General features: G+C 45.9%; 14 protein-coding genes and 1 pseudogene. 13 read left to right on the top strand and 2 right to left on the bottom strand.

What is annotated here, in order from left to right; translation table 11 throughout:
* Positions 1-9 precede the first annotated feature (9 nt).
* The 5 genes from DESHY_RS00145 to DESHY_RS00165 all read left to right on the top strand — a co-directional run bounded on the left by DESHY_RS00145 (position 10) and on the right by DESHY_RS00165 (position 4,542).
* Positions 10-726, top strand: a complete 717-nt coding sequence (locus tag DESHY_RS00145) for a RibD family protein (RefSeq protein WP_008409483.1) — start codon at positions 10-12, stop codon at positions 724-726.
* A 15-nt stretch (positions 727-741) separates the two neighbouring features.
* Positions 742-1,911, top strand: a complete 1,170-nt coding sequence (locus DESHY_RS00150) for an iron-containing alcohol dehydrogenase (RefSeq protein WP_008409484.1) — start codon at positions 742-744, stop codon at positions 1,909-1,911.
* Between the two features lie 67 nt (positions 1,912-1,978).
* Complete coding sequence (locus tag DESHY_RS00155; RefSeq protein WP_235695485.1) at positions 1,979-2,881, top strand: oxidoreductase; 903 nt, start codon at positions 1,979-1,981, stop codon at positions 2,879-2,881.
* Positions 2,882-2,931: 50 nt separating this feature from the next.
* Positions 2,932-3,921 (top strand): aldo/keto reductase, encoded by a 990-nt coding sequence (locus DESHY_RS00160; RefSeq protein WP_008409486.1) that lies wholly within the window; start codon positions 2,932-2,934, stop codon positions 3,919-3,921.
* Between the two features lie 210 nt (positions 3,922-4,131).
* Positions 4,132-4,542 carry a transposase gene (locus tag DESHY_RS00165; protein WP_008409487.1) on the top strand — a complete coding sequence of 137 codons (411 nt, stop codon included), beginning with the start codon at positions 4,132-4,134 and terminating at the stop codon, positions 4,540-4,542.
* A gap of 48 nt (positions 4,543-4,590) precedes the next feature.
* On the opposite strand, the gene istB is transcribed toward DESHY_RS00165, so the two are convergent.
* Both istB and istA read right to left on the bottom strand, forming a co-directional pair.
* A complete protein-coding gene (gene istB / locus DESHY_RS00170) occupies positions 4,591-5,358 on the bottom strand; it encodes an IS21-like element helper ATPase IstB (RefSeq protein ID WP_008409491.1) in 768 nt (255 codons plus the stop codon).
* Positions 5,355-6,578, bottom strand: a complete 1,224-nt coding sequence (istA, locus tag DESHY_RS00175) for an IS21 family transposase (protein WP_008409492.1) — start codon at positions 6,576-6,578, stop codon at positions 5,355-5,357. Before istA ends, istB begins: the two co-directional genes overlap by 4 nt.
* A 125-nt stretch (positions 6,579-6,703) precedes the next feature.
* Here istA and DESHY_RS00180 point away from each other — a divergent pair.
* The 8 genes and pseudogenes from DESHY_RS00180 to DESHY_RS00215 all read left to right on the top strand — a co-directional run.
* Positions 6,704-7,534 (top strand): annotated as a pseudogene (locus DESHY_RS00180) (transposase); the annotation flags it as partial.
* Positions 7,535-8,033: 499 nt separating this feature from the next.
* On the top strand, positions 8,034-8,432 hold the full coding sequence (locus tag DESHY_RS00185) for a sigma-70 RNA polymerase sigma factor region 4 domain-containing protein (protein WP_008409495.1): 399 nt from the start codon (positions 8,034-8,036) through the stop codon (positions 8,430-8,432).
* A gap of 82 nt (positions 8,433-8,514) precedes the next feature.
* A complete protein-coding gene (locus tag DESHY_RS00190; protein WP_008409496.1) occupies positions 8,515-8,706 on the top strand; it encodes a hypothetical protein in 192 nt (63 codons plus the stop codon).
* Positions 8,669-10,141 carry a DEAD/DEAH box helicase gene (locus DESHY_RS00195; protein WP_048817746.1) on the top strand — a complete coding sequence of 491 codons (1,473 nt, stop codon included), beginning with the start codon at positions 8,669-8,671 and terminating at the stop codon, positions 10,139-10,141. The genes DESHY_RS00190 and DESHY_RS00195 overlap by 38 nt, the downstream gene beginning before the upstream one ends.
* Positions 10,131-10,547, top strand: a complete 417-nt coding sequence (locus DESHY_RS00200) for a gp33 family protein (protein WP_174269688.1) — start codon at positions 10,131-10,133, stop codon at positions 10,545-10,547. Before DESHY_RS00195 ends, DESHY_RS00200 begins: the two co-directional genes overlap by 11 nt.
* A 121-nt stretch (positions 10,548-10,668) precedes the next feature.
* On the top strand, positions 10,669-11,421 hold the full coding sequence (locus DESHY_RS00205) for a hypothetical protein (protein WP_008409502.1): 753 nt from the start codon (positions 10,669-10,671) through the stop codon (positions 11,419-11,421).
* A 57-nt stretch (positions 11,422-11,478) separates the two neighbouring features.
* On the top strand, positions 11,479-13,401 hold the full coding sequence (locus DESHY_RS00210) for a bifunctional 3'-5' exonuclease/DNA polymerase (protein WP_008409504.1): 1,923 nt from the start codon (positions 11,479-11,481) through the stop codon (positions 13,399-13,401).
* 4 nt (positions 13,402-13,405) lie between these two features.
* Complete coding sequence (locus tag DESHY_RS00215; protein WP_008409506.1) at positions 13,406-14,194, top strand: phage antirepressor; 789 nt, start codon at positions 13,406-13,408, stop codon at positions 14,192-14,194.
* Positions 14,195-14,196: the final 2 nt, after the last annotated feature.

The raw sequence follows: 14,196 nt of genomic DNA on the forward strand, positions 1-14,196 counted from the left end.
GGTGTGCCTATGGACAGACCGTATATCATATGCCACATGGTAATGTCACTGGACGGAAAGGTCACCGGAGATTTTTTGGGAAAAAGCGAATACGGTAAATTTATTGAGGACTACTATAGGATACACAGGGAATACGGCGCAGACGGCTTCCTCTGCGGCAGGGTGACGATGGAGGGCAGTTTTCCCCAACCGCCAGTTTCCCCGCATAAGTACGACGGCCCGCCCATTGCGCGGGAGGATTATATCGCACATAAAGCGGCGTTTTATGCGGTTGCAGTAGACCCGAAGGGAAAGCTCTGGTGGAATGGTCGTGCAATTTCCGACCCGGACGAAGGCTATGATGGCGCGCATATCATAGAGGTGCTGACAGAAAGCGTTCCAGACGCCTTTCTGGCGCATTTACGGGACAAGGGTGTTTCCTATATCTTCGGCGGGAAAACCGAGCTGGAGCTTGCACTTGTCCTCAAAAAGCTTAAAAATTTGTTCAGCATTGAAAAACTGCTGCTGGAGGGCGGCGGAAATGTCAATGGATCCTTTTTGCAGGAGGAGCTGATTGATGAAATCAGCCTTGTGGTAATACCAGCAGCCGAATGCAGTGAAAATGCTATCCCGCTTTTCAAAACAGGAAAATATGGCGCAAAAACTGCATCAGCAAAGTCCTTTCATCTGAAAGAAGCAAAAAGACTAAACGATGATGGCCTTTGGCTAATCTATTCAAAAAATTAAAAAAGGAGAATTGATATGTATAATTTTGTATTTCAAAACACAACTAAAATCTATTTTGGAGAAAACCAGTTGGAGCATTTGGGCGAAGAATTAAAGCAATACGGCACCCGTGTGTTGCTGACTTATGGGGGAGGATCCATCAAAAAAATCGGCCTTTACGACAAGGTTATGGATGAATTGAAAAAGACAGGGCTTACTGTTTTTGAACTTTCCGGCATTGAGCCAAATCCCCGGCACACCACCGTCAATAAGGGCGCGGATATATGCAAAAAGGAAAATATTGACGTGCTTCTTGCCGTCGGAGGCGGTTCCACCATCGACTGCACAAAGGCAATTTCCGCCGCCGCATTTTACGACGGAGATAGCTGGGATCTGGTAACGCATAAGGCTCCAGTCACAAAGGCGCTGCCTATTGTAACGATATTGACTTTGTCCGCTACCGGCTCGGAAATGGACTCAGCTGCGGTCATCAGCAATCTGGACACAAACGAAAAGTACGGTCTTATCCATCCTCTGCTTCAGCCGAAGGTGTCCTTCCTTGACCCGGCCAACACCTATTCGGTAAGTGCTTTCCAGACGGCCTGCGGTGCCGCGGATATCTTGTCCCATATTTTTGACTGCTTTTATTTTACAGCATCAAAGAAAATGGACATGGTGGACCGCGTTATGGAGGACGTAATAAAAACCGTAGTCAAATACGCCCCCATTGCCGTAAAGGAACCGGAAAACTATGAGGCAAGAGCCAACCTCATGTGGGCATCCTCTTGGGCGCTGAACGGCTTCTTAACAACCGGGGGATTTCAGGCCCCCAGCTGCCATGCCATGGAGCACGAGCTCTCTGCCTTTTATGATATTACCCACGGGCTTGGCCTTGCAATCCTTACTCCCCGCTGGATGGAATATATTTTGGATGAATCCTCCGCGCCGCAGTTTAAGAAATTCGGTGTCAATATATTTGGAGTCGACGAGTCGCTTTCCGATATGGAAGGGGCAGAACGTGCTATCGAGTGCCTGAGCGATTTTCTTTTCAAGACGCTGGGCCTGCAAAGCACCCTTACCGAAATCGGCATTGATGATAAAAAATTTAAAGTCATGGCGAAAAAGGCCTGCAGAGGGGATGTATTGCAAGGGTTTAAGGCTTTGACTCCGGAAGATGTGGAGAATATCTTCAGGATGTGCTTGTGAGGAGGAGTAAAGTCTGAAAGAAATTCTTTCATCCCGTTTTGTGCATTGAGCGAAGCGAAAGGAAGATTTGATAACAGCGAAGCACAGAAAACTTGGAAAAGATAGAGAAGAGAATTTTTTAGAAAAAGAGGGGAATGACATGTCTACATGGTTAATTACTGGTTGTTCGAGCGGCCTCGGTCGCCATCTTGCTCAGGCTGTGCTGAAACGTGGTTATAACGTAGTCGTTACTGCGAGGAAGCTTTCGGCTATTCAAGATATTGTGGCTTCCTATCCTGATACAGCATTGGCTCTCCAATTGGATGTGACTGATCATACACAGGTTGATCAGGTGGTGCAACAGGCAGAGGCTCGCTTCGGCGGAGTGGATGTTCTTGTTAATAATGCAGGACATGGTTATCGTGCTGCTGTGGAAGAAGGAGATGAAGTTGAAGTAGATGAACTTTTCGCCACCAACTTCTTCGGCCCTGTAGCACTGATTAAGGCAGTGTTGCCTGGTATGAGGACAAGACATCACGGTACAATCGTGAATGTCTCTTCGATTGCTGCCCGTGTTACTGCACCGGGATCTGGCTATTACTCGGCAACAAAATGTGCCCTTGAAGGATTATCTGATGGGCTTCGCAAGGAAGTTAGCCCCCTTGGTATTAAGGTTATTGTGGTTGAACCCGGTGAATTCAGGACAGATTTCTCTGGTCGCTCATTGAAACAGTCTAGGACTGTCATCGCTGATTACGCTGAAACTGCCGGACGTCGTCGAATAGAGAATGATACCACCGATGGTCACCAAATTGGCGATCCTGCAAAGGGAGCACAGCTTATTATCAAGGCTGTCGAAGCTTATAATCCGCCATCTTTGCTATTATTAGGAAGCGATGCTGTTCGAATTGTCAAGGGGGCGCTTGATGAAGTTCGTGCTGAAGTGGAAGCTTGGGAAAAGGACAGCATTGCTACAGATTTCCCGTCTTAAACAGGTTATCGATAAGTAACTAAGGAGTTTCGTGAGGAGGTTCAAAAATAATGAAAAAACGCATATTAGGAAAATCCGGCCTTGAAGTTTCTGCAATCGGTTTGGGCTGTATGGGTATGAGCCATGGTTATGGGCCTGCGGCAGATAAGCAGGAAATGATTAAGCTTATTCATGCGGCAGTTGACAGAGGCATTACTTTTTTTGACACTGCCGAGGTTTATGGCCCATACGCAAACGAGGAATTGGTAGGTGAAGCGCTTGCTCCATTCAAAGGAAAAGTTGTAATAGCGACTAAGTTTGGCATCAAAATGGTAAACGGCAGACAAGTGCTTGATAGTAAGCCGGAGACAATCAGAAAATCGGTTGAAGGTTCTCTTAAACGGCTTAAAGTTGATACAATTGATCTGTATTACCAGCATCGTGTTGATACAGATGTACCTGTTGAGGAAGTAGCCGGAGTAATAAAGGATTTAATTAGGGAAGGCAAGATTAAGTATTGGGGGCTTTCTGAAGCAGGGGTTAATACCATTCGCCGCGCGCATTCGGTTCAGCCGCTTACTGCTGTTCAAAGTGAGTATTCAATGATGTGGAGATTTCCTGAAGAAGAAGTGCTTCCCGCTCTAGAGGAACTTGGTATCGGTTTTGTTCCATTTAGTCCGCTGGGAAAGGGATTTCTCACAGGAACGATTGGCAAGGATGCAACATTTGACAGCTCAGATTTTCGGAGTATTGTTCCCCGTTTTAAACCGGAAAATTTGGAAGCAAATCAGGTCTTGGTTGATTTAATCAAAAAAGTTGCCGCAGATAAAAACGCGACGCCTTCCCAAATTGCACTTACATGGGTTCTTGCACAGAAACCATGGATTGTTCCGATTCCTGGCACACGCAAATTAGAGCGTCTTGAAGAAAATCTTGGGGCGGCAGAGATTAATCTGACTTCTGATGAACTCAATACTTTAAATGATGCTCTTTCCAAAATAAAAGTTTATGGGGATCGGTACCCGGCAGGCTCCGATTATGCAAACAGAGCAGGTAAATAACGAAGCAGGTGTTATTAAATTTGATGAATTAATGATATTTCGCCTTGAATCAATAAAGCCTGATTCAAGGCATTTTCTTTTCTATTCGACAAAAAGTAACAATAATTACTTGACTTGTGCAAAAACTCTGTAAAAAATTAACAAAATAATATCAGGCTCAGATTTTACCGATGTAACAGGTGCCTAAGCCACTACAAAGGATAAAATGAGATGCCTGATAGATTAATTTTAAGCCAACAAAACGAAGTAAACAACTACATTTTGAAAGATTTGAAGCTACCATTAAGCAAACCACAAGTGCAACACTTTGAAATGCTTGTATCAGGCATTATAGGATGCTCAGACAAAAGAACTATTTCCAATATTGTTCGATCATCCTTTATTCCGAAAGACAGGAGTTGTACCCAGAAATTCCTGAACTCCTCTCCTTGGGACGAGAACCTTGTCAACTTAAGACGTAAGCAATATACAGAAACGCTTTTGAAGCAAGAACTTAAGAAAACGGGAGACCCACTGTTTGTCATCCTTGATGATACCATCAACAAGAAAAGCAAAGACAGCAAGCACATCTCGGGTATGGGATATCACTATTCCCACATGTCAACGCCGACTTTATTTTGACCCACCATCGCCGGTTTAGAATTGACCCACCCGGCGATTTTTTGTTGGTTAGGTGGTAGAGGGGGAGCCGTAGGCTCCAGTCCTCATCTTCTCACGAAGTCGGTAACTATTCCCCCTAATATTGACGATGTGGGAATGGTGTAAGAGCCGATCCAGGATAGCCGTAGCAAGTATCGGATCGCCCATCAGTTCCCCCCATTCACCGAAACTCTTGTTGCTGGTCAACAGAATACTCCCTCTCTCGTATCTTGCACTTACTACCTGGAAAAAGAGGTTAGCTGCCAAACTGTCAAACGGTAAGTAACCAATTTCGTCAATAATCAGGAGCTTTGGTCGAATATAGATGCGTAGGCGTTTATCCAGCCTGTTTTCCGTGTAAGCTTTTCGCAGATCTTCGATGAGTTGCGAGAGACTGACAAAGTAAACGGATATCCCTTGCGAGATGGCTTCTACAGCCAACGCCACCGCCAGATGACTTTTTCCTACTCCGGGAGGCCCTAAGAACAAGACATTCTCGTGTCGGGTTACAAAAGTCATCGTGGCCAGCTCTCGAATCAACCGTTCGTCAATGCTGGGTTGGAAAGCAAAATCGAACTCCTCCAGCGTTTTTCGGTAAGGCAAGTGTGCGAGTTTGGTGCGTACCTCCATATTCCGTTTTTGACGTTCCGCTATCTCTGCATCTAGAAGCATGTTGAGAAAGGACAGATAGGTGGGCTGTCCATGACTTGCCGCTTCCAAATGGGCATCCAAGAGTAGAGCCGCTTGCTGAAGCCCAAGTTCCTCGAGACGTAGCCGTGCTTGTTCCAGTTCAATCATGCTCCCACCCCCGTCAGCTGCTCATAGACATCCAGCGAACGCACTTCCACTTGCTGCGATGAAATCTGTCGGGCTTGCGGACGTGGATAGGCATATCCTTGAGCAGTCGTAAGACCTGCATACTGGTTTTCACAAAAAACAGTTGCACGGGATCGATAGACCTTTTGGTGTCGAGCAATACATGTGCCGTCGGCCCAGATTTCCACCCACCCATTCACTTCTCGCACGGTACCCTCACGTCCACTGTACCTCCATGGAACCCCATATCGTACACCATCGTAGCTAACAAATCCGTCTCGGCTGACCTGTCTTGGTTCATGCAAGTATTTTTCCCATCGTTCAGCTGAAGGGATAGGCGACAGATTTTCCTCACGGAGTCGGTCGATGGGACGTTCGCCGGTTGTTCCATGAATACGGCGGTTAATCCGCTCGCACCAGTGTAGGGCTTGTTGATTGAGATCCTGTAAATCAACGAAGCGTTTGCCAGGAAGAAAGTTGTTTTTTACGTATTGAACGCCTCGTTCCACTTTTCCCTTTGTTTCGGGGCGTCGAACTTTGCATACTTTTGGAACAAGCCCAATCGCTGCAGCAAAGTCGGCAAAAAGCGGATGCCAGCGAGGTTTTCGATCATCTCCCATGCCCAGTACGACGGTTTTCATCTGGTCGGTCAGCATTACCTTTGGGATGCCCCCAAAATATTCAAAAGCATGAATCAAGCAACGAAGAAAGCTGTGAATGTCACAACGCTTAGTGAACTCTATATAGGTGGAACGAGAGTACCCCAATACCATGACAAATACCGGCACTTTTCGGACTGTACCGTCCAAATCTACGTAATCACACAGTCCCCAGTCGACCTGTGCATATTCACCAGGTTTCGTCTCGTAACGAAGAACAGCGGGAACTTGTTTGGGAGGACGGAAGTCCTTCACATAGTCTTTCAAGATGGTACGTCCCCCGGTATACCCCTTTTCTCGTAGAAGATCGAATAAAACCTCGCAGTTATAGATACCTTCTTGAAGACGTTCCTGCAGGAACGGTTTATACGGATCAAGCTTGGAACCACGAGATTTACGGGTTCCCTTTTCGGGGGAGAATTCACCCCGGAGATATCGGCGAACTGTATTTCGAGAATTCCCCGTTAGACGGGCAATTTCACGAATACTCTTGCCTTCTGCCCTCATGGTATGTAACGATATCACTATCCCACTCCTTAGCATGTGTCTCCCTCCGAAGATTAACTTGGCCGTTAATTACGAAGGGGATATATTCGCTAAGGGTGGGTCATTTTCTTTCCGGCGAACCTGGGTCAATTATATCCCGGCGGTGACACCACACTACAGGCAAGCAAGAATGGTCTCACAATGTTCAAGGTCTCCACTGTGTTGCAGGTAACCTTTCCGTTCCTTTTGACTACGAGTTATACCTTAAGAAAGGTTACTGCAGTGAAACTGGTACCGCATTCAAGAGTAAAGTTGAGATATCAATGAATCTTTTGAGACAGTTGGATTTACAGAAGACCTATCCGGCATATTTCCTCATAGATTCCTGGTATACATCTCCCAAACTCATTAATGAAGCAGCCAAGCTTGGTTTCCAAACCATAGGAGCTCTGAAATCCAATAGGATATTTTATCCGGCAGGTATACGGCAAAGCCTTAATGAATTCGTGAAGTACATTACTGATTATGACCTTGACCTTGTTACAGTCAAGGAAAAGCAGTATAAAGTGTACCGTTATGAAGGCAAGATGAATGACCTTGAGAATGCCGTGATCCTAATAACCTGGGATGTCAGTTCTCCAAACAGTGAACCCAAATATCTTTTAAGCTCTGATGTAAGTCTTGATTCCCAAACCATCATGGAGTACTACAGCAAGCGTTGGGAGATTGAGACAAGCTTCAGATACTTGAAAGACAGACTTGGCTTTGACCACTACCAGATGCGCTCCATTAAGGCAATTAAACGCTTTTGGCTGGTCCAATATATTGCTTACGGCTATATTGAGTTTTATAGGTACAAGAATTCTTCTATTTTCAAACTTGAAAACCTTGGGACGACCATTGATCATCTCAAAGCATTCAATTTGAGGAACTTGGTTGATTATGTTTACAACTGTGGCAAGGAAAATGTCGATCTTGCATTGGTTCACAAGATCTTAAGACTTGTTGCATAATTTTTTCCATTTTATGGGATAAAATTTGCACAAGTCAAGAATAATTACTAAACAGAAAGGCGGAATTTACATTGCACCATATTTCGCAAAGAAAAAATGAAGCAATATCCATGAGCGAGAACAAGACAAATTCGGCATGACAACACCTGCCGGACTTAAATTGTAGTTGAGCGTATGGCGGGTGCTGCCGTGTAGGTTGGAGCTGACGAGGTTGATATTGTATGGTATGGACTTCATGCAATATCAAGCGGTTCTCTGCCAATATACATAAGGCAAAAGCTATACGCCGGAAAAGATTCCATCCCCGTATAAAAAAGCAATACAGCGCAAAAAGCGATGACGACCATACTGGCAGGGCGCTGCTTGATAGAATAGTTTTTGCGGCCGAGTTTACGAATTTCAGTAAACTCGGCCGCTTTTGTCTTTGCGCCTTTTTGCCTGGGTGCCGCAGTCCTCCCGCCTCCTTTCCCTGAGCTTTCGGGAAAGGAGGTGGAAACGGATGGACAAGGAGTATTTCATTGAACTGAACGGCAGGAAGATTCCGGTCGGCAAGGAAGTATACGATGCCTTCAAGCGCCCTGCTTGGAGAGAGCGCAAGCGCAGTCAGGTTCGCAAGGAAAAGGAGCTGTCGCTCGAGGCGTTTTCGGAGGCCGGGTTTGAGTTTCCTTCCGGTGAGGCGCTTGTTGACGAGATCGTCGAGGACAAGCTTTTGCTGGACATGCTGTTCAAGGCGTTATCGGAATTGACGGACGATGAACGTTTTCTGGTCAATGAGCTGTTTTACAACGGCAAATCGGAACGCGAGCTGTCTAAAGAAACCTGTGTGCCGCGAAAGACGCTCGCCTACCGCAGAACTAAAGTGTTGGAGAAACTGCGCAGGCTGATTGAAAAAATGTAGAAAAAATTTCGCCCACCCGTCCCTTCACTTTCCTTTGGATTGTGAGGGGGTTTTTCTTTTCCTTGAAACGGAGGTGAAGGACATGAGAAAAAGCGTAAATGCCGCTTTGACGCAAAGCGAAGAAACGACGGAAGAACTGGTAGGCATCCTGACCGCCATCAGCGTGGTGTCAAAGCGGCTGGCAAGAAAGCTGGCGATGCTTGAAAAGCCGCCTGACGAAGGGAGGGAGAAAACGGATGGAACAGCCGAAGCCGCTGCTGCCCATGCCGATTAAAGCCGCGCCGTATAAGCATCAGATCGACGCTTTCAATTTCGTATGCGGCAAGTTCGGCCTGATTCCGGCGAGCGGGATGGCATCTTCCGGCGCGGCTCTGCTCATGGAAATGGGCACCGGCAAGACAATCACAAGCATCGCGGTCGCCGGCGCTCTGTATCAGGCGGGCAAGATCCGCAGGGTTCTGGTGGTGGCTCCGCTTTCCATCCTTGGTGTTTGGGATGAGGAATTTGCTAAGTTTGCAAACTTTGATTACACATTAGCAGTGCTGTCGGGAAGCAGTACAAAGAAAGCCGACACCCTTCGGCATATGCGGGGTACGCCCTTGCAGGTGGCGGTCATCAACTACGAAAGCGCGTGGCGGTTGGAAAAAGAGCTGGCCGCATGGAACCCCGACATGATTATTGCCGACGAAGGCCACAAGATTAAAACCCATAACATTGCGGCGTCCAAGGCCATGCACCGTCTTGGCGCGCGGGCAAAGTACAGGCTGCTGCTCACAGGGACGGTCATTACCAACAAAGCCATCGACGTATTCAGCCAGTATAAATTCCTCAACCCGGCAATATTTGGCCAGAGCTTCTATGTATTCCGCAATAGGTACTTTGACATGGTCGGCTACGGAAACCACACGCCGGTACTGAAAAAATCAATGGAGCAGGATTTGATGAAAAGGCTCCACAGCGTCGCGTTCCGGGCGACCAAGGCAGAATGCCTGGATTTGCCGGAAACCACCGACATTGTGCGGCATGTGGAGCTGGAGAGCGCCGCCATGAAGATTTACAGGGATCTGGTCAGTGACAGCTATGCGGAGCTGGGTAAGGGAGAAGTGACGGCCACAAATATACTGACGCGCCTGCTCCGGCTGTCGCAGATAACCGGCGGCTTTATCGGAAGCGATGACGGTGGGAAAATCGAGCAAGTCAGTGATGCCAAGTTGAAAGCTCTTGAAGATATCCTTGAAAGCAGTATTCAAGAAGGACATAAGCTGGTTGTTATAGCAAGGTTTATCCCTGAAATTCATGCCATATGCAGGTTGCTGGAGAAGAAGAACATCGATTATGTGTGTATTTATGGTGCAACTAAGGATCGCCAAGAGCAAGTAAACCGGTTTCAATATGATCCCGACTGCATGGTGTTTGTAGGCCAGATTGCAACCGCTGGACTCGGTATTACGCTGACCGCTGCAAGCACAATGGTATTTTACTCCCTTGATTATTCCATGTCGAATTTCGAGCAGACAAAGGCCCGCATCCATAGAGTTGGACAGAAGAATGGCTGCACATATATCTACCTTATTGCCAAGGGTACTGTGGATTCAAAAATCCTGACTGCCCTACGCAATAAGGCAGATCTTGCAAAAATGCTGATAGACGACTACCGCAAAGGAGCAAATCCTTTTGCCTCAGAGGGAGGTGAAAGCTATGAGCGATAATGCGATGTTTGAACTTGCTGACCGCCTGAAGGAGCTGCGCGAGGCAAAAAAGGCCGCGGAAGAGGAACTAAAAAGCATTAATGCAGAGATTGACGATGTTGAATACCGCCTGTCTGAGTTAATGATCAGCAGTGAGACGCAAAACTTCACAAGAGCAGGAACAATGTTCTGCCTTTCAACGACAACAAGAGCCAGTGCTGCCGCAGGCATGAAGGAGGAACTGTTTGACGCACTACGCAGTAAAGGCTTTGGAGAACTCATCTATGAAACAGTCAATGCAAATTCCCTGTCAGCATTTGTTAAAGAACAGATTGCGGAGAATGGGGACGAGCTTCCGGACTGGCTGAAAGGCCTTGTGAATGTCTTCGAAAAGACAACAGTAACTGTGCGGAAAGCAGCAAGGTAAATAGCTTCAGAAAGCAATGCTCCAATATCAATGTTCAAGGAATAACTGTTCGAAGAACAATGCTTCAAAGAACAATGATATAGATTACATTCCAAATTCATATTTACGGAGGTATAAAAGCATGAAAAACAATGAACTCGTAACTATTAACGAAAATACAGGTTTTCTTCAGCTCGCTGATTTCAATCTTGACGAGGCAATGGCATCAGAACTTGACGGTCTTGACATGACTTTTGAGCGCATAAAAATCCCGTCCGCAGGCAGCACAGTATTCGAAGTACCCGGGGAAAATCCCGGAGAACCTGATACTGTCAAGGAATTCTCAGCGGTAATTCTTTATCATCATCCACTTTATGCATACTACAAGGACAAGTATACCGGAGGTAGTAACCCACCGGATTGCGGAAGCTTTGATGGTATAACCGGCGAAGGAGACCCCGGAGGAAGCTGTGCCAAATGCCCATATAATCAGTTCGGTTCTGGGGAAAACGGCAGCAAAGCTTGCAAGAACCGCCGCAGGATATATGTACTGCGTGAAGGGGAGATTTTCCCGTTGATACTCTCATTGCCAACAGGATCGTTGAAAGAGTTTTCCCGCTATATCAAAAGGCTGCTTTCTAAAGGCAGAAAATCAAACAGCGTAGTTACCCGCTTTTCTTTGAAAAAGGCGACTAACTCAAGCGGTATCACCTATTCACAGGCTCAGTTTGCTGTAGATCGGGATCTGACCGCTGACGAATATGCGTTGATATCCAAGCTTTCCGAGCAGGTCAAAGCATTCAGTACCCGAGTCGGCCATGACACTGAACCTGCCGGTGAAGAGGTAATAAATGTAGACCCTAAATCAGGTGAAATTACTGAGCCGCTTAAGTGATCAAAGGCCCTATCGGAGAGTAACTTCCATCTCCGATAGGGCGGAAAGGAGAACCGCATGGGATACAAATGTGTTTATATGCTGTCTGAAATAAAAGAGTATCTGAAAAACACTGTCCTATTTGCTTTCGACTTTGAAACGTCACCCCGCGATAAATGGAGGAACGATAAAAGTGCAGCTCTGGATGCTCATAAAGCAGATATTACAGGGATCAGTTTTTCAGTATCAGAAGGGACTGCTATATATGTTCCACTTAAACATCGTAGCGGGCGAAATGCAGAGAACCAGGCGGCAATATGGGATTATCTGAAATTACTATTCGAATCAAAAGATGTAATAAAAGTTGCTCATAATCTGGCTTTTGAGTCTATGTTCCTTTACGCAAGAGGCATTGTCCTTCAAAAGCCTTGCTATGACACGATTGCAGCATCACAACTTACATTAAAAAGCAAGTGGGAGTTCAGAAGTCTTGCTGACAGCGGACTTAAAACGCTTGCGCCTGCACTCTGCAAAGCAGAAATGACAGAATTCTCAACGGTTACTGACGGCCGCTTTTTCGATGAATTGAACCCTCAGGATGAGAAGACTGTCCGCTACGCTTGTGCTGACAGCGACTACACTCTTCGCTTGTATCATGTTTTCAATCAGTGGTTTGATAGATTTTTACCCAAACACAGAACCATTGTGGAAGAGGTAGAATCGCCTACATCAGTGTATGTCGGGATAATGAAGTATAACGGCATATTGGTGGATAAGTCAGCCATGCTGAAGAAACAAGCGGAAGCCGCAGAAAAGATTGTCAGTATCAGAAAAGAGATTGCCGGAATTATCGGCAATGTAGAGATTGGGGCAAATGCTTCAACTTCAGCATTTAAAAAATATCTTTTTGTGGATCTCGGTCTTCCGGTAATGAAAACGACCGCAAAACATCAGGAAGCTGCCGATGATGAAACCATGATCCTGTTAAAAGAATGGTGTGAATCCAACAGGCCTGAACTTGCTCGCTTATTTGAACTGGTGCAGGAATACCGCAAGTGGGGAAAACTCAAATCCACCTATATAGACGGGTATCTTCGATTTATTGATGAGGATACCGGCAGGATTCATCCGGACCTTATGCCATTGGGGACAGAGACAGGCAGATTTGCGTCAAGAAACCCGAATATGCAGAATTGCCCGCAGAAAGATAATGACCCAATAGGCATACGGAAATTTATCATTTCGCCAGCCGGAAAGGTTCTTTTATCCCTTGACTTTTCACAGATAGAACTGCGCGTCGGAGCGTTTTATTGCAGGGACAAACGTATGCTGGAAACCTATCGTACTGGCGGTGATATCCACGCTCAGACCACTTCTGTTATTTACCGCATTCCTTTTGAAGAGGCAGCAGACAAAAATGCTCCGCATTATAAAGAGCGCAGGACCATTGCAAAGAACTGTAATTTTGGTGTGTTCTATGGCCTGTTTCCTACTGGCTTACAGAGGACACTTAAATTTAAAGCAGGCCTGAACCCGACTTTGTCCGAATGTGAGACCATCATTCAAAACTTGAAAGCCGGATACCCTGGTCTTGCCAAATGGCAGGATGAGGTTAAAAAGCGGGCTGCTGTAAGCTGCTATACAGAAACATGGCTGGGCAGGCGAAGATACCTGCTGGGAATTCGGTCATCAGATTGGGGCAAGAAGTCGTTTGCCGAGCGGTGCGCATTAAATACACCTATTCAAGGTACAGCGGCAGATATTCTAAAGCTTGCCTGTGGGCGCATCATCAGTGGACTTCCCGAAAGGCTTTGGCTGAAACCTATACTGCAGATACATGACGAGCTGGTTTTTGAATTACCGGAAGACAAGGTGGACGAAGCAGTTGCTTTAATAAAAGAGTGTATGGAAACACAACCCTTCCCTGAATTTGATGTACCTATTGTGGCAGAGGCTTCGGTAGGGAGAAATTTTGGAGAAATGAAAGAAATGGAGGATTGATGTTATGAATAACTTACAGGTTTTTAAGAATACAGAATTTGGAGAACTTAAAGTACTCGTTATTGATGGAAAGGAATACTTCCCTGCGGCAGATTGCGCGAGGATGCTTGGATACTTAGATCCCTACGATGCAATTAAGAGACATACAAAGGGGTCGGTGAAACACCGAGTCCTTACAAGTGGCGGTGAGCAGGATATAAAATTTATTCCGGAAGGAGATCTTTTCCGATTAATTGTTAAATCAAAGCTTCCTGCTGCTGAACGCTTTGAAAGATGGGTCTTTGATGAAGTCTTGCCTACGATAAGAAAACATGGAGTTTATGCTACAGATAAAGTTATCGAAGAGATGATTTCTAATCCGGAGTATGGTATCAGGATTTTCTCTGAACTAAAGGCAGAACGCGACAGACGGAAAGCTTTAGAAATAGAGAATGCAAAGAATAAACAGATTATCAGCGAGCTAAAGCCCAAGGCGAGCTATTATGATCTCATATTGCAAAATAAAAGCCTTGTTCCGATCAGCAAGATTGCCAAGGATTACGGAATGTCTGGCCGCGCTTTCAATAAGCTGCTTCATGAACTTGGGGTACAGTACAAAATGGGAAACTGCTGGCTTTTATATCAGGAGTACGCCGATCAAGGATACACGCAGTCCAAGACCCATGCTATTGATGCAGAAAGAAGCGTAATGCACACATATTGGACACAAAAAGGAAGGCTATTTATCTATGACCTTCTTAAAAACAAGAAAGGTATATTGCCTGTAATCGAACGTGAACAAAAAAGCGCATAGGC

Source organism: Desulforamulus hydrothermalis Lam5 = DSM 18033, from assembly GCF_000315365.1.
In the GTDB taxonomy this organism is placed as follows: Bacteria; Bacillota; Desulfotomaculia; order Desulfotomaculales; family Desulfotomaculaceae; genus Desulfotomaculum; species Desulfotomaculum hydrothermale.